The organism is Gracilibacillus thailandensis, from assembly GCF_010994055.1.
GTDB classification, from domain to species: Bacteria; Bacillota; Bacilli; order Bacillales; family Amphibacillaceae; genus Gracilibacillus; species Gracilibacillus lacisalsi.
This window is the reverse complement of the sequence record NZ_WJID01000010.1, coordinates 1-16,126: the sequence shown is the minus strand read 5'-3', so window position 1 is coordinate 16,126 and position 16,126 is coordinate 1. Positions and strand designations below refer to the sequence as shown.

18 protein-coding genes are annotated in these 16,126 nt (G+C 35.6%); 8 read left to right on the top strand and 10 right to left on the bottom strand.

The genetic code is table 11. The features are described from left to right. Window positions 1–16 precede the first annotated feature (16 nt). Complete coding sequence (locus tag GH715_RS04360) at window positions 17–1,075, bottom strand: M20/M25/M40 family metallo-hydrolase (RefSeq protein WP_153834465.1); 1,059 nt, start codon at window positions 1,073–1,075, stop codon at window positions 17–19. 148 nt (window positions 1,076–1,223) lie between these two features. Here GH715_RS04360 and GH715_RS04355 point away from each other — a divergent pair, with 148 nt between their 5' ends. Then, on the top strand, window positions 1,224–2,165 hold the full coding sequence (locus GH715_RS04355) for a potassium channel family protein (RefSeq protein ID WP_228760250.1): 942 nt from the start codon (window positions 1,224–1,226) through the stop codon (window positions 2,163–2,165). Between the two features lie 218 nt (window positions 2,166–2,383). On the opposite strand, the gene GH715_RS04350 is transcribed toward GH715_RS04355, so the two are convergent. From GH715_RS04350 to yugI, 3 genes are all read right to left on the bottom strand, one after another. Continuing rightward, a complete protein-coding gene (locus GH715_RS04350) occupies window positions 2,384–2,800 on the bottom strand; it encodes a YugN family protein (protein WP_240469344.1) in 417 nt (138 codons plus the stop codon). 139 nt (window positions 2,801–2,939) lie between these two features. Continuing rightward, on the bottom strand, window positions 2,940–4,286 hold the full coding sequence (locus GH715_RS04345) for a glucose-6-phosphate isomerase (RefSeq protein WP_153834468.1): 1,347 nt from the start codon (window positions 4,284–4,286) through the stop codon (window positions 2,940–2,942). Window positions 4,287–4,471: 185 nt separating this feature from the next. Further along, on the bottom strand, window positions 4,472–4,822 hold the full coding sequence (gene yugI / locus GH715_RS04340) for a S1 domain-containing post-transcriptional regulator GSP13 (protein WP_153834469.1): 351 nt from the start codon (window positions 4,820–4,822) through the stop codon (window positions 4,472–4,474). A 364-nt stretch (window positions 4,823–5,186) separates the two neighbouring features. Here yugI and GH715_RS04335 point away from each other — a divergent pair, with 364 nt between their 5' ends. Further along, complete coding sequence (locus GH715_RS04335; protein ID WP_153834470.1) at window positions 5,187–5,993, top strand: alpha/beta fold hydrolase; 807 nt, start codon at window positions 5,187–5,189, stop codon at window positions 5,991–5,993. A gap of 83 nt (window positions 5,994–6,076) precedes the next feature. After that, complete coding sequence (locus GH715_RS04330) at window positions 6,077–7,246, top strand: MalY/PatB family protein (RefSeq protein WP_153834471.1); 1,170 nt, start codon at window positions 6,077–6,079, stop codon at window positions 7,244–7,246. A 32-nt stretch (window positions 7,247–7,278) separates the two neighbouring features. Here GH715_RS04330 and GH715_RS04325 read toward each other — a convergent pair whose 3' ends face one another. The 3 genes from GH715_RS04325 to GH715_RS04315 all read right to left on the bottom strand — a co-directional run bounded on the left by GH715_RS04325 (window position 7,279) and on the right by GH715_RS04315 (window position 8,678). Further along, the gene (locus GH715_RS04325; protein WP_153834472.1) at window positions 7,279–7,860 is read right to left on the bottom strand and encodes a superoxide dismutase family protein; all 582 of its coding nucleotides are present in this window, start codon (window positions 7,858–7,860) and stop codon (window positions 7,279–7,281) included. 59 nt (window positions 7,861–7,919) lie between these two features. After that, window positions 7,920–8,087, bottom strand: a complete 168-nt coding sequence (locus tag GH715_RS04320; protein WP_018930809.1) for a hypothetical protein — start codon at window positions 8,085–8,087, stop codon at window positions 7,920–7,922. Between the two features lie 327 nt (window positions 8,088–8,414). Continuing rightward, on the bottom strand, window positions 8,415–8,678 hold the full coding sequence (locus GH715_RS04315; RefSeq protein WP_018930810.1) for a phosphocarrier protein HPr: 264 nt from the start codon (window positions 8,676–8,678) through the stop codon (window positions 8,415–8,417). Between the two features lie 241 nt (window positions 8,679–8,919). Here GH715_RS04315 and deoD point away from each other — a divergent pair, with 241 nt between their 5' ends. After that, window positions 8,920–9,627 carry a purine-nucleoside phosphorylase gene (gene deoD / locus GH715_RS04310; RefSeq protein WP_153834473.1) on the top strand — a complete coding sequence of 236 codons (708 nt, stop codon included), beginning with the start codon at window positions 8,920–8,922 and terminating at the stop codon, window positions 9,625–9,627. A gap of 205 nt (window positions 9,628–9,832) precedes the next feature. Continuing rightward, window positions 9,833–10,306: a divergent PAP2 family protein gene (locus tag GH715_RS04305; protein ID WP_153834474.1), complete on the top strand. Its 474-nt coding sequence runs from the start codon at window positions 9,833–9,835 to the stop codon at window positions 10,304–10,306. A gap of 81 nt (window positions 10,307–10,387) precedes the next feature. On the opposite strand, the gene GH715_RS04300 is transcribed toward GH715_RS04305, so the two are convergent. From GH715_RS04300 to GH715_RS04290, 3 genes are all read right to left on the bottom strand, one after another. Continuing rightward, window positions 10,388–11,071 carry a 3D domain-containing protein gene (locus GH715_RS04300; protein WP_153834475.1) on the bottom strand — a complete coding sequence of 228 codons (684 nt, stop codon included), beginning with the start codon at window positions 11,069–11,071 and terminating at the stop codon, window positions 10,388–10,390. A 68-nt stretch (window positions 11,072–11,139) separates the two neighbouring features. Further along, complete coding sequence (locus tag GH715_RS04295; RefSeq protein ID WP_153834476.1) at window positions 11,140–11,451, bottom strand: YuiB family protein; 312 nt, start codon at window positions 11,449–11,451, stop codon at window positions 11,140–11,142. 413 nt (window positions 11,452–11,864) lie between these two features. Beyond that, window positions 11,865–13,082: an NAD(P)/FAD-dependent oxidoreductase gene (locus GH715_RS04290; RefSeq protein ID WP_018930815.1), complete on the bottom strand. Its 1,218-nt coding sequence runs from the start codon at window positions 13,080–13,082 to the stop codon at window positions 11,865–11,867. Between the two features lie 282 nt (window positions 13,083–13,364). Here GH715_RS04290 and GH715_RS04285 point away from each other — a divergent pair, with 282 nt between their 5' ends. The 3 genes from GH715_RS04285 (at window position 13,365) to GH715_RS04275 (ending at window position 15,813) form a co-directional block, all read left to right on the top strand. Further along, window positions 13,365–14,348: an NAD(P)/FAD-dependent oxidoreductase gene (locus tag GH715_RS04285; protein ID WP_153834477.1), complete on the top strand. Its 984-nt coding sequence runs from the start codon at window positions 13,365–13,367 to the stop codon at window positions 14,346–14,348. Between the two features lie 601 nt (window positions 14,349–14,949). Then, the gene (locus GH715_RS04280) at window positions 14,950–15,147 is read left to right on the top strand and encodes a hypothetical protein (protein WP_153834478.1); all 198 of its coding nucleotides are present in this window, start codon (window positions 14,950–14,952) and stop codon (window positions 15,145–15,147) included. A 126-nt stretch (window positions 15,148–15,273) separates the two neighbouring features. Further along, window positions 15,274–15,813, top strand: a complete 540-nt coding sequence (locus GH715_RS04275; RefSeq protein WP_153834479.1) for a hypothetical protein — start codon at window positions 15,274–15,276, stop codon at window positions 15,811–15,813. Window positions 15,814–16,126 lie beyond the last annotated feature (313 nt).

The following is a 16,126-nucleotide window of genomic DNA, read 5'->3' as shown; positions in this document are numbered from 1 at the left end:
TTTATGTCAACATTTTTTAATCATCTAATGGATTTAAACTTTCCTTCCCAGTCATATTGGTGATCATTTCTACCAATAAAGAAATTTCTTCTTCGATATCCTTCATACTCGCCGTTTCAACAGGTGAATGCATATACCGTAATGGAAGCGAAACTAAACTGATCGGTACACCTTTACCAGTTAAACGCATTTTATCTGCATCTGTTCCAGTATGTCGTGGTGTTAATTCATATTGGAGATCGGTACTTAATTTTTTGGCGTTATTTTCTAACAATTGATTTAATTTACGATTAATTGGTGCTCCTTTTGCCAATACAGGACCACCATCTAAACGAATGTCACCATGCTTTCGTTTATCAACAGGTGGATAGTCTGTAGCAAAAGTAACATCTATTGCTAAGGCGGCATCAGGTTTAAGGCCAGCTGCTGCGAAATAGGCACCACCCATGTTTGTTTCTTCATTCACTGTACTGACACCATAAACCCCAATATTGATATTCTTATCAGAAAGTCTCCTCATCACTTCAGCCACAATAAAAGCACCTGTACGATTATCTAAACCTCTTCCCGAAATATAGCGGTTTTTTAAAATTTCTGATTGACGACGGTACACGACTAAATCCCCGATTTGAACCTCTGCTTCTATTTCCGATTTATCTTTTGCTCCACAATCGATAAATAGCTCATCTACATCAAAATCACCTTTTATTCCTCCGTGATGTTGAGCATTGACACCAATGACACCTGGTACATGGTGTACTTTCCCTATAATCTCCACTTTCATGCCAATTGCTGCCTTTGGATTAATACCACCCATTTTATCAACAAAGACAAAGCCATTTTCATCAATTCGGTTAACAACAAAGGCAATCTCGTCACAATGACCAGCCAAAAGTAAATGAAAATCTGCATCTTCATTCCTTACCGCAATAACATTACCAGCATGGTCAGTACGTATTTCATCAACATAAGGCTCCACGTATTTCATCCATTTTTTCTGAATTTCCATCTCCATACTTGACGGAGATGGTGTATGTAATAACTCTTGTAAAAACATTATTCTTTCTTTTTCCATAATGAACATTCCTCCTAAGTAAGAATAAGGTACTTGAACTTGTTTAGACTATATTAAAAAAGGTGATCACATGTTTTGGCATAAATGTGTACAGTTCTACTTCCATCTTCCCATTATTCTACGATTATTATTAAGTGTATCGATACTAATGATAATGTTCGGATCTCTTATCCATTTAATTGAACCTGATCATTTCCCCTCTGTGTTTGACGGAATTTGGTGGGCGATAGTCACAGGATCAACAGTTGGATATGGAGATTATGTACCGCTTAGTACAATCGGCAAAATTATAGCTATCCTGCTAATATTAGCAGGGGGTGGTTTCGTTACCTTTTACATGGCTACCTTGTCTGCTGGAACAATCAAATTTGAACAAGATTTGTCAGAAGGGAAAACTGCATATAAAGGTACGAACCACACTATTATTATCGGTTGGAATGAGCGAACGAAACAATTAATTGATATGTTTGAGGCTCATAACTTTGATACAGAAGCGGTATTGATCGATCATTCTTTAAATAAGCTATCATATCAGGATCACCACATACATTATATCAAAGGTGAGCCTACTTCAGATAAAATATTACAAAAAGCTAATATTGAACAAGCAAAATATATTGTTATTACTTCAGATCCTAATTTAACGGAAGAACAAGCTGACCGGCAAACGATTTTAAGTATTATTGCTGCACGTGGCAATAATGCTTCCATCCGTATCATTTCCGAAATTTTAACCGAAATGCAGCGAAAAAATGCAATACGGGCAGGTGCTGATGTAATAGTCCGTTCTAATAATTTCATGAGTTCCTTATTTTATCAATCACTTTTCCAAACCGATCCTCAAGTTACAGAAATTATAGCAAAAACTTTGGAAGAACAACAATTTTGCTCAGAATTAGTTGACGAAGATTTGATTGATAAAGATTTTTATTTCTGTGCCCAACATTTTTTAACAGATAGAAAATGGTTGATTGGCTTATTTAGAGAAGAGGAAATGATCTTACATCCCGACTTTGCCTTACGTACGAAAAAAGGAGATTATCTCATATTTTTACAGCCATTAGAACATAACCGAAAAAAAGTTGAATAATTCCAAAAACTGAGCAAAAAGCTCAGTCCTTATGACTAAAAGTCAAGAATTTACCATTAAATCCATCATCAAATAATTGAACTGCTTAACCACCACTCCGGCTGCCCACTTCCCGTTCCGTGGGGTTTGTCCTTCAGCTGATTTTATACTTTCTTGTCTGAGAATAAAAAACCCATTTCTTCTTTTTCGAAATGGGTTAAATAAATTTTCGATCATTTTCAATCCGAAATTTGCGCAAGTAACACTTCCAAATTTTGCAATACGACTTTTCCTTTTTCAATATAATTGGATGGAATATCTCCGTCTTTTTCTGTCGGAGCTTGAAATTGATTAAAAGCAGCTTGTATAACACTACTCTCTGCATAGGCATCAACATCATCCTGATAACGATGGGTTAATATATACGGCTTCCCCATTCTTATTACTGCCGCATCATGTTCAATCTCTCCTCTTTCGGATTGAAAAGGAATACGTAGAAAATGATAACCACCATCATTCGCTAATTTATAATCAAAATAGCCATGATCATAATCCCAGGCCCCACCTAATGCATATCCTTCTTTTTCAAGGATTGCTTTTACTTGCTGATAGGAATACACATGATTCTCAATTTTTGAATCTAATTCGTACAACACATTCACCCCTTTTTCGATTAGGGTACCCCTCACAATAGCAAGATATGTAAGGAACATTTGTAGTTTAGATCAAATCAAGCAAAATTAAACTTTTCCATGTAAAAAGGCCTGTCCTATTTGAGGGCAGACCTTTTAAACCTTAAAGGCGTTTTTCTAATTTTGCTTTTTCTTCTTCAAAACCTGGTTTACCTAGTAAGGCAAACATATTTTTCTTATACGCTTCTACACCTGGCTGGTCAAATGGATTGACACCTAGTAAGTATCCACTAATCGCACATGCTTTTTCGAAGAAATAAACTACATATCCGAATGTGTACGCATCTAATTTAGGTAGGTGTACAAGTAAGTTTGGTACTTCACCATCCGTATGTGCTAGTAATGTACCCTGAAATGCTTTCTCATTAACAAAGTCCAGTGTTTCACCAGCCAAATAGTTTAATCCATCTAAGTCCTGATCTTCCTTTTCAATAGTGATATTTGATTTTGGTTCTTCCACATGAAGTACTGTTTCAAAAATATCACGACGACCTTCTTGTACATACTGACCTAATGAGTGAAGGTCTGTCGAGAAGTTAGCAGAAGATGGATAAATACCTTTGAAATCTTTCCCTTCACTTTCACCGTAAAGCTGCTTCCACCATTCAGAGAAATACTGAAGTGCTGGCTCGTAATTAATAAGCATTTCAATTGTTTTTCCTTTATTGTATAAGACATTACGAACTGCAGCATACTGATAAGCTGGGTTCTTCGCTAAGTCTGCTTCACTCAATTCTTCTTGAGCTTTTTGCGCACCTTGCATCATTTCGTCAATGTCTACTCCACTTACCGCAATTGGTAATAACCCTACTGCTGTAAGAACAGAGTAACGTCCACCAACATCATCTGGAATAACGAAGCTTTCGTATCCTTCTTCATTCGCTAGTGTCTTTAGGGCACCTTTAGCTTTATCCGTTGTAGCATAGATACGTTTTTTCGCTTCTTCTACCCCGTACTTTTCTTCAAGGAACTTACGGAAAATACGGAAGGCGATTGCTGGCTCTGTCGTTGTTCCACTCTTGGAAATAACATTGACAGATACATCTTTATCCTTTAACACATCAAATAGATCATTGATATAAGGAGCGCTAATGCTATTACCAACAAAGAAAACTTGTGGAGTCTTACGTTGTTCTTTCGCTAATTCATTATAGAAAGAATGATTTAGCATTTCGATTGCTGCACGTGCACCTAAATAAGAACCTCCAATACCTACAACTAATAGCACATCAGAATCTGATTTTATTTTTTCGGCTGCTTTCTTAATACGGGAAAATTCTTCTTTATCATAGTCTGTTGGAAGATCTACCCAACCTAGAAAATCATTCCCTGCACCTGTCTTATTATGTACCATTTCATGTGCTAATTTTACCGGTTCTTTCAGGTACTCTAATTCGTGTTCCCCGAAAAAGGCTAGTGCTTTCTCGTAATCAAAGCGTACATGTGTCATGTTTTTGTAACCTCCAATAATTATTCTCACTATTTAAATGTACCGAATCCTGCTTACTAAATCAAGCAATGCAACAGGAGAATTAATAAATGGTTCTGAATTTAAGAATTATTTCTGTTAGGATCAGAACATTCAAGCTACCAAATGTAAAATACCCGCTTTTTTTCATAAAGCGGGTAAAAAACTTATTCGGATTGTTTGATCCATTCTTTTAGCTTGTCCTTCAGTGTATTAAATCCGTGTTCTCCTTCTTTTTCAGCAATTGAATTGGTATTGCGCTCCTCTTCTCGAGCAGGCTGAAGTGCGCGGATTGATAATGCATATTTATTCTCCGTTTCGTCAACTTCAATTATTTTAACAGTTACTTTATCTCCTTCTTTGACATGATCTGTAATATCCTTGACAAATCCATTTGTAACTTCAGATATATGAACTAAACCTTGTACGTCCTCACCAAGAGAAACGAATGCCCCATAGGGTTGAACACCTGTGATTACTCCTTCCACCACGTCTCCTATTTGATATTTATCTGACATACTTCCAACTCCTCTAAGCATTTTCTTACCAATTAATGACCCTATAAACATTAAGTAATCTTAGCATACTTAGGATAAAAATAGCAAAAGAAAGCTGAATCATTTGATCTAAAAACTATCTCAAAAAAAATGAAATTTTTTCATTAAAAAAGGTTTAAAATATATGGAAATGGGCAATTTATATATATGTAAGACTTTCTCGTATTCCCCCTGGATAGCAAAGCGATCCGTCGCTTTGCTTATTTTTTTATATAAATGTAAAAACAGATACAAAATAACATTGGAATGAGTGATTTGATGCACTTGCTCCTCTATTACTGACAAAAGTGGCATTTTGAATCATGTTTAAGTGAGGTTTCAACATATGAGAAGTACTATCCCGTATAAAGGTCACATTATCAGCTTCACTTTTTATAAACATTCGTTAAAGCCGACCATAATTATGCTACATGGTTTCTTAGCTTCAACATATTGCTTTCGAAAATTAATTCCATTATTACAAGAAAATTTTCAAATTATGTCCATCGACATCCCTCCCTTCGGAGAAAGTGAAAAGTCCAACACATGTTTATTTTCCTATGACCATATGGCAGATGCGGTCCGTTACATCATGAAAGACCAATCCATTGATAAAGCGATTTTTCTCGGCCATTCAATGGGTGGACAAATTTCTTTACGATTTGCTTACAAGTATCCTGACCATATCGACCGATTATATTTATTAGCTCCCTGTAGTTTTATGAGACATTCCCCATTGTTTGCTAAAGCAATCTGTCATAATCCATTATCTCCTTTTATCGCTAGAAGCTTATTAAAGCGAAAAGGAGTTTATGAAATGCTGAGACATTCGATTTATCAGGATCATATCATCACAGATGAAATGCTGGAACACTATAAAAAACCTTTTCTAAACAAAAAAATATATCCATGTATCATCAAAATCTTAAACGATCACCAAGGGGATTTATCTGAAGAAGAACTCACAACTATTGATATCCCTACTAATATTTTATGGGGAAAAAACGATGAAATAATCCCATACGAAATTGGATATGAGCTTATTAAATACCTTCCAAATGCAACATTAACAACCTTAGACAAAACTGGTCACCTACTCCCAGAAGAAAGTGCACACCATATTGCAAAAATGGTTAGACAGGCAAATTCATAAATCGAGTATTAGACTTTTCTTTGAGTGAGCGGTATGATTAAAGTGGAATAACAAGAAACGTTATAAAGGGAGTGCTAAAACATATGACATTTTCTTTTGATAAAAAAATTGAGAGACGAAATACAAGAGCAGTTAAGTGGGATCTGGTCAAATCACTTTATGGATCAGAAGATGTCTTACCAATGTGGGTAGCAGATATGGACTTTGAAGTTCCACCTGCTGTTAAAGACGCATTAACCGAGCGCGCACAACACGGTGTATTCGGCTATACTTATACAGATAATGCGCTGCAAAATACCATTACCGATTGGCTCGAGTACAAACACGATTGGAAAGTGAAAAGTGCTTCAATCCTGTACAGCCCAGGTGTGATTGCTACGTTATATATGGCTATTCAAACTTTCACAGACAAAGGGGATAAAGTATTAATTCAGACACCTGTATATCCCCCTTTTTATGACATTGTAAAAAATCATGACCGAGAATTAGTGACTAATTCCCTCATTGTACAGGAAAATAGATATGAGATTGATTTCGAGGATTTTGAGGCGAAATTACAACAAGGAGTAAAAGTTTTTATTCTCTGCAATCCACATAATCCTGTTGGGCGTGTCTGGACGCAAGCAGAATTAGAAAAAATCGTTGCACTATGTAAAAAATATAACGTGATGATTTTTGCTGACGAAATCCATGCTGACCTTGTTTATCATCCAAATAAACATATACCTATTGCTAAAATCGATGAAGACATGGAAGAACAGATCATCACTTGTATGTCACCAACTAAAACATTTAATTTGGCAGGTCTGCAAGTCTCCTACGTAATCGTAGCTAATAAACAAAAAAGAGACGCTTTAGAAAAGACATTCCATAAACAAGGAATGCATATCTTAAATACAATGGGAATCACTGCTTTAGATGCAGCCTATAATAACGGGCGAGAATGGCTCGAACAATTACTCAAACAATTACAAACAAATATAGATTATGTAGTTAACACATTTGCCAACCATCCTAAAGTGAAGGTATTCCGTCCAGAAGGTACATATTTAATATGGCTTGACTTTAGTAAACTTGAGCTTTCCCAAGATGAACTTAAAGAGTTCTTACAAACACGAGCTCAAGTTGGTTTAAACGACGGAGCCTCATTTGGCGAAGAAGGTTCAGGTTTTATGCGGATGAATATCGCCTGTCCTTTAGATATAGTAAAAGAAGGTACTACCAGAATTAAAAATGCACTGGATAATGCTTAGAAAATCTAAAAGAAGAGTAAGCAATTGAATGCCTACTCTTCTTCTTCTTTATTAGATTCAGTGGGATCAGTCGGTTTCTCATCATCGGTTGCTTCTTCTAGTGAGATTACACCACAAACGATGCGGTCACCTGCATCACCTGCAGGTTGGGAAACACCGTCATCCTCTCCTCCATGAATAATAATAGAGGTACCATCTTCTCTTAGTAACGACTTATCTCCGTCCATTAATGTTGCGCCTGGAAGCTCTAATTCTACATCTGCCGTTCCATCTGCCTCTACTTCTAGATTTGGCATATCACCTAGATGAGCCCCATCAGGATGCATGAGTCCATGTTCATTTCCTTCTGGATTAAAATGATTGCCGGCAGATTGAAAATCCGGACCTTCACATTTAGCATATTCATGAATATGTACGCCATGTAGACCTTGTTCTAAGCCTTCCACCTTAATTTGTACAGATACCATATCTTCCTGTTCTTTGAACGTAGCAGTTCCCACAGCATCATTATCCACATTATACAACCGGACTTCTAACGGAGAGCGATCCTCTGCCTGACAGCCTGCAAGGAACATGAGCACAGCTAAACAGAAACAAAGTACATACCTTTTCATATTATCTACTCCTCTTCACTTATCCACTAACTATTATGGACAATGAGAAGTAAACTTAATCAATCTTTTAAATCGTCATATTTTTGTTTCCATTTCTCTTCTTCTTTTCGAGATGCTTTCTTAATGAAATGCATCGCAACAAAAGCACCGATTACAAATACTAATAAACTTAGGACAGCTGGAATATATAACGTTTTATCTTCTGGGAAATAAAGAAATTCCATCATCGTACATCACTTCCCTTTTTATAAAGAATTACTAATTAAGATCTTATTATAACATAAAAAAAGCTAGTTATTTAACTAGCTTTTTCTTATAAGATAAGAAAGTATAAATTTTACGCAGATGTCTAGCTCCGAGCGCCCAGAAACTAGGCGACTTCACGAATTGCCCTACGATAAAGAAGACTTGCCGATTGGTGAAACCAGAGGCTTAGTCGCACTTATACCTTTAGGTGAAAGTCATCATCGGTTCGTAAACTCACCGTGATTCCTTTATCTCAGTTAATTCTGAAGTCGCTACGTTTCTAATCGGGCGCTCTGCGCTTTTCTTACTTATTTTCCTAAATGTTCTGCAATAGTTTCTGCAATTCCTTCTAGAGCTTGATCTTCATCATTACCATCAACTGTAATACGAATTTCTGCTCCTTTCGGTACACCTAGTGACATAACACCCATGATGGATTTTAAATTTACTGTCTTACCATTATAATGTAATTCCACATGTGATTCATATTGCCCAGCTTTATTTACTAATAAAGTAGCTGGTCGTGCGTGAATACCCGTGTCACTTTGAATAGTAAAAGATTGTTCTTTCATAACCATAACTCCTCCTCATCACTCGTTCATCTTTCGAGAATCAACTAATTGCCCAAACTTGTGAAATGACTAACTAAAACTATTATATACGATAAAAGCAAATTAAGAAACTAAAAAAAGAAAAATTTCCGTAAACCATGAAAGGGATACCATTATATACCGGAAGGGTTCCATTTGTATTTCGATTTTTATTATGATATTTTCTAATTATAACATCTTGCCTAGAAGGAGGGCTTATACATTGAGTGTACATATTGGAGCAAAAAAAGGTGATATTGCAGATACGATCTTACTTCCCGGAGATCCATTGCGTGCTAAATATATAGCAGAAAATTTCTTAGAGAATGTCACTTGTTATAATGAAGTTCGTGGGATGTACGGCTTTACGGGTACATACAAGGGAAAAGACATCTCTGTTCAAGGGACCGGAATGGGCGTACCGTCTATTTCAATCTATGCGAATGAATTAATTCAAAGTTATGATGTGCAAAATTTGATCCGTGTCGGTACATGCGGAGCCATTCAAAAAGATGTTCAAGTAAGAGATGTTATACTAGCAAGTACATCTTCAACAGATTCGCAAATGAACAGAATGGTTTTTGGTGGTATTGATTACGCGCCAACCGCTGATTTTGATTTACTAAAAAAAGCATATGACACAGGTGTGGAAAAAGGACTTTCCCTCAGAGTTGGGAATGTGTTCACGAGCGATAGTTTTTATCGTGATAATATGAAGGAATTACTGGCATTACTTGACCAATATAATGTGTTAGCTATTGAAATGGAAACAACTGCATTGTATACCTTGGCAGCTAAACACAATCGTAATGCCTTATCTGTACTGACCGTTTCCGACCATATTATTACTGGTGAAGAAACTACTGCAGAGGAGCGTCAAACAACATTTAACGACATGATTGAAGTATCTTTGGATGCTGCAATTAAATAAGAGCCAAAAAGATGAGAGCAGCATCAGTTCGTTCTCATCTTTTTTAAATATTAAAAGCATGTTAATTGATGTGTAATCCATTCTAAAGACGTAAAAGCTATGCTATAATGGTAAAGAAATTGGTCAGTAGATACATACATATCATAAGTCGTATACTGCTCATGAAATCATTATATCCACCTAAGAGACAGAGAGGATGTTCTAATTGGAGCTTTTCGAAAACTTTCCACTTTGGGCAGCCATTATTGCAATTACTTTTGCCCAAATCATTAAAGTTCCCCTACATTTTATCGCTACAAAAGAATTCAAACCTGGCCTAACATTTAGTACAGGTGGAATGCCGAGTAGTCATTCAGCTGCTGTTACAGCAGTCACTACCGGAATTGGCATTGAACACGGTGTATCATCCGGCATTTTTGCGGTATCTTGTGTGTTAGCTATTATTATCATGTTTGATGCGACAGGCATTCGCAGACAAGCTGGAGAACAAGCCATTTTGATAAACACACTTGTAAAGGACTTCCACCATTTTGTCTCCGAGGCAAAAGGATGGTCTAAAAAAGGGGAATATGAGAAACAAAAAGAATTAAAAGAACTACTCGGACATCAGCCAATTGAAGTTTTCTTCGGTGGATTAACTGGAGTCCTTTTAGCTTTCTTACTTTATCCGCTATTTTAAAATTTCTTCTCTATACCTAACAAAAAAACAGCCACAATGGCTGTTTTTTGTCGTGATACTATTAATCTTCATTTAATAAGCTTATTCTGCCTTATATTGATGTCTAAATACTTGTAATGATTCTGTATTATTTAACGATGCCAATACTTCTTCGGTCAATTCTCCGGTTCCATATTCAATCACATATACATCAACTTCTTTTTTACCCCATTTTTCATATACATCATTCACTGTTGGGTAATATAAGTCAATCTTGTTTCCTTTGATTGCACCACCTTTATCCGCTACAATACCATATCCATAATCAGGAATATACAGTATCGTACCAATCGGATAAACATCTAAATCTGCAGCGATTGTAGAATACAAATCTCTAGTAACCTTAACCCCAGAATACGTCACACCATAAGCGGGATGATCTGGCGTTTTCCCAGTAGATTCCACACCTGCTGTATACCCAGTGGCTACGACATTATGTTTCTCATATTGACTTAAATCCAACGTTTCTTCCAGAGTAGATGGCTCTGTTATTTCTTCACTTGAAATGTATGTGACGCGATTGTTATGATGTTTGACGTATTTCTTTTTGTTTAGAATGTCTCGATCTTGCTGATAGCCAATATCAAGTGATTCATTTGTTTCCTCTGTTAAGCTATTAAACATTTCTTGTGCTGATACATTAGATACCATAGTGAAACTAGACATTAATGCCCCCAAAAACAGAATCATCATCAATAGACTTTTGGAAATTTTCCTTATAAACATAAAAAGATCACACCTCTCTTAGGTGTAATCTTTTCCACTAACAACAAGAAATATACATCGGGTTTGTATTAGAACATTTGATAACCATTTTTTCTAAGAAACTTAATCACGATCCCAGCAACTAATGTGCCGATAAAACCAGATGATAATATAATCGCATCTTGTACACTTAGGGAAATTAACTCATTCCACAGTGTTGGAAATGCATGACTTGGGTCAGTGAAATATGTAGAAAAAGGAAAAGTATCAACAATAAAGATAACAATGATCGGAAAAACGAAGGCCATTAGCCATGTTTGACGCAAAATCATGTTAAGTATAAAGCTAATCCCAAAAAATAAAACAAAAAATAAAAGAACAGAGATAAAAAGTTGAATCATTCGTATACTCCTCTTCGTTCATATAAAGTGAGTCTATAATCAGCGGGGCTTACAGACATTAACCACCGTGATCTAAATTAATAACTCTTCTTATTTTATACTGACATGTGAACTTGTGCAATAAAGTTCATTTATTTGTAATAAATAAAGCATTTAGAACTGGTGGACATTTGTTCCGTTATTTGTGACAAAAAAGCCATTTTCAGGGTACTTGCGGACATCTATTCCGCTATTCGGCAAAAATAATGCTAATTTTCACCGCAACGGACCGAATAAGGGATTAAATGTCCGCTAACACATAAAAACGGCTAATATTGCGTTAAATAACGTACTAAATGTCCGTTACAGCTAATAGTTACATAAGCTTGCATGTAAAAAGCAGAGGACCTTATCCTCTGCTTTGATTTGTGATATTAAAAGATGTTAAATTTACCTTTTTTCAACACTAATCCTACACCACCGATTTTGAATAGTGCACGGTTATCGATTACTTTCTTCATGAAAGAAGCAGTCCAACCGAAGATCTTCTTGCCGCCGAAGATAGATCCCATTGCATCTTTATCACCAAGTGAACATACTGTTCCTCGATTAATAAATTCAAATGGTTCTAACTCGCCACCTTTTACAAGGGCAATTAAATTGTGTGCACAGACTTCTGCTTGTTGCATAGCAATTTGAGCAGTTGGTGGGTATGGACGATCAATTTCTTTGTTCCATACTAATGCACAATCTCCAACGACGAAGACATCTTCATGTGATGGCGCACGTAGTTCAGGTGTTACTTCAACTTTACCACGATTGTCTTCTAATGCAGATTCTTCGACTAGATGGTTTGCACGAACTCCAGCTGCCCAGACAGTTGTCATGGTTGGAATATCTTCTTTTTCGCCATTTTGCTCGATCGTAATTCCATCTGCACGAACCTCTTTCAACATAGCACCTAGTTTAAACTCGACACCACGGGCTTCAAGAGAGTTCATGGCATATTCAATTAATTCTGGATCAAAGCCAGGCATAATCGTGTCCATTCCTTCTACAACCATGAGACGAACCTTACTACGATCAATATCATATTCTTCACATAGTTCAGGAATACGGTTTGCTAATTCCCCAACAAACTCAATTCCAGTGAAACCGCCACCGCCAACAACAATGTTTAAACGTTCTTGCTTAGTTTCAGCTTCATTATTATACGTTGCAAATTGGTAATCAATATGTTCACGAATCTGACGCGCTTTATTAATGCTTCCAATCGTAAAGGCATTATCCAATAAACCTGGAATTCCAAATGTAGCAGCTTCAAAACCTAAAGCAACTACTAGATAGTCATACTCTAATACGTCACCATCTTGCAATTCTACTTTCTTCTCATCAGGCTTAATTGCTGTTACCGTATCTTGTACAAAATTAACCTTTGCTGAGTTAATTAGGTCAGAAATTTTCACACGACTGCGGTCATGATGTAATGTACCTGCTGCAGCTTCATGTAACCAAGTTGACTCATAGTGATAATCATGCTTGTTTACAAGCGTAATGTGTGCGTCATTAACACCTAATTTTTTTTGTAACTTTGCTACTGTCGTTAAGCCGCCATAGCCAGCTCCCAAAATGACAATTTTTGGTCTGTTCATCTTTCTCACATCCATTTAAGTATTTTTTTGAAACTATTCGTGATGTATTTCACGTACTATCACGTAATAATACATATGTCTTAATAATTAGTCCATAGTATATGTTAGCCCTTTTTACGACATTTTTCAACCCTTGATTTTAATTTTGTGAATTTTTTTAACCTCTTTTTTTGAATTTGGCAGAATTCACAAATATTCAATCACTTTCTTGTAAAAATGACATGAAAGATACTGTTATGTTAAAATATAAGGCATTGATGTAAGTATTAGGGGGAATCTAATATGTCAAAGGAAGTTTATGATATAACCATTATTGGAGCAGGACCTGTTGGATTGTTTACAGCTTTTTATGGTGGCTTACGACAATCTTCTGTAAAAATCATCGAGAGTTTACCACAAATCGGTGGACAGCTAAGTGCATTATATCCAGAAAAATATATCTATGATATAGCCGGCTTTCCTAAGGTTCGTGCACAAGAACTCGTCGATAACTTAAAAGAACAGACGGATCTATTTGAACCGGAAATCGTTTTAAATCAATCTGTTGAGAAAGTCGAGCGTTTAGAGGATGAAACGTTCCGGATTACCACACCGACAGAAGAGCATCTATCTAAAGTAATCATTATTACGGGTGGAAATGGTGCTTTTCAGCCAAGAAAATTATCAATAAATAATGCAGAGCATTTTGAAGATAAAAACCTTCACTATTTCGTGGATAATATGGATAAATTCCGTGACCAACGTGTTGTATTATTCGGTGGAGGCGATTCAGCTGTTGATTGGGCGCTTATGTTAGAGCCCATTGCCAAAGAAGTGACATTAGTACACAGAAGAGATTCGTTCCGTGCACATGAGGCAAGCGTGGAGAATTTAATGAATTCTAATGTGAATATTTTAACACCGTATGTTCCAGAAAGTCTGATCGGACAAGACAAGATCGATCAAGTCCGATTAAAAGAAGTGAAAGGTGACAAGGAAGTCGTAATAGATGTAGATCATGTACTAGTAAATTATGGCTTTATTTCATCGTTAGGACCAATCAAAAATTGGGGATTAGAAATTGACAAGAACAGCATTGTAGTCAATTCGAAAATGGAAACAAATGTCCCAGGTATCTATGCTGCGGGGGATATTTGTACGTATCCTGGTAAAGTAAACTTAATTGCTGCTGGATTTGGTGAAGGACCGACTGCCGTTAACAATGCCAAAGCATATATGGATCCAAAGGCGAGAATTCAGCCAAAACATTCAACGAGTATGTTTTAATGGTAAAAACATAATTATAAAAATATAACGAAACACCTATACAAAAGCATTTAAGTCGTTTGGAAAAAAATAGAATAAAATTATTTTTTGGGTTAAAACTGTATCATTTATAGTATCACATAATTAAAGCACCTATTTATTAAAATGTACCCTATAGAGTAGACACTTTTAAAAAAGTCTACCCATAGGGTACTTTTGTGTATAATTAAGAAAAAATAGTAATAGTAAATGGGGAAATAAAATGAGTAAGAGGTTGTTTACGGAAAAGGAAGTAAAATTGTTAACTAAAAATATCTATGTAAAATCTGTTAGTGCTAAAGGAAAAAGGCACAAAATAACTTATTAAAAGCAGAGATGGAATTACTAAAAAAGATGACCTCTATACAATACAGGAATCATCTTGCCAGTATAGCATAGTCTTTTTTTAAAAAAGTCCTTTACAAAGGGTACAGATTAATATTCGGTATGCTCTTTTTTAGTATATCATTCCTTTTTTAATTTCATTACAACATATTTTTGTTATACTGTACATATCGTAAGATAGCAAAGAATAGTTTTTGGTACTATCCTTGTTGTTAATCCACATCTTAGGAGGACAAGTATGAAAAAATCGTTTCTATTTTGGACATTGCCAGGTTTGGTTTACTTCTTAGTTATGTTACTAATTGATATATTTCGTGATCAACCAATAGATTATATAGGTAATTTGATTCAAACAGTATTTGTCATCATTTTCTTTAGGCTTTGTTATTGGGCCGAAGGACAGCTGAGAAAAAAGGATAAAGAGAGCGATTATTAATGCTCTCTTTTTTTATTCACACAGGTATAATTTACTGTTTTTAACAAATTTTCTATAAACTGTTGAAACTATGCAACTCATACCTTATCATTGTAACCGTATTAAAAAATAGGAGGTATGCAGAATATGAACCACAAATTTCTCAAAATTTTAGTGGTAGGACTGGTGATGACTTTTATTTTCAACACAATAGCTCCTCTGGGTGTTTCAGCAAAAGAACATTCGGATGCTAAAGAATTAGCTGAACAATTAGAATTTATCTTTGAAGAAGCTGCTATTAAAGATTTTAATGGTAAAATAATAGGTTTAGATATTGATATGATAGAAGAAAAATATGGTACAAGCACGGAATTGGAACAACTTAAACAAGAAATGAATGCAATCGGTATGATTCAGGATAGACAGACAGTTGAACAATCTCAACAAGAAAACCTTATCACGCCATATATGTTGATAGTGGAATTTGATGAAGCGTGTATGAGAAAAGAATTTAGTTCATTCCTTGCTAGCTATAGTATAAATTTTGCTTTTTCAACGTTTTATCAATATATGCTTGACAAAGAATATTACAAAGCTGCTAAAAAATTAATTAAAGCTGGTGTAAAAGGAAGTCCATGGGCTATTGCTGCAACACTTACTCAAATTTCTTTCAAATGTAGTTTGTAGTTAGTATTGATAACTAATAACCCAATAAATACCTTTAATTACACATAAAAAAGAAAAACACAGTTAAATGGTGCATATAGTGTGAGTATTGCAGACAGATTGAGCCAGATGTGCGTAGTTTTGAGCCACTATTTGCGGATGTTTATACCAGTGAATGCGAGATAGGAAGCCATTGGAACTATAGTTCCAATGGCTTTTACTATTATTTAAAGCTTTTATCCTCTAAATGGTTATTAATATTTCTCAATGTCCCAACTTCGAGTACCATCCTTCTGGTTGTATTTGGCAAGTAAAAAATGTATGAAATGGCAAT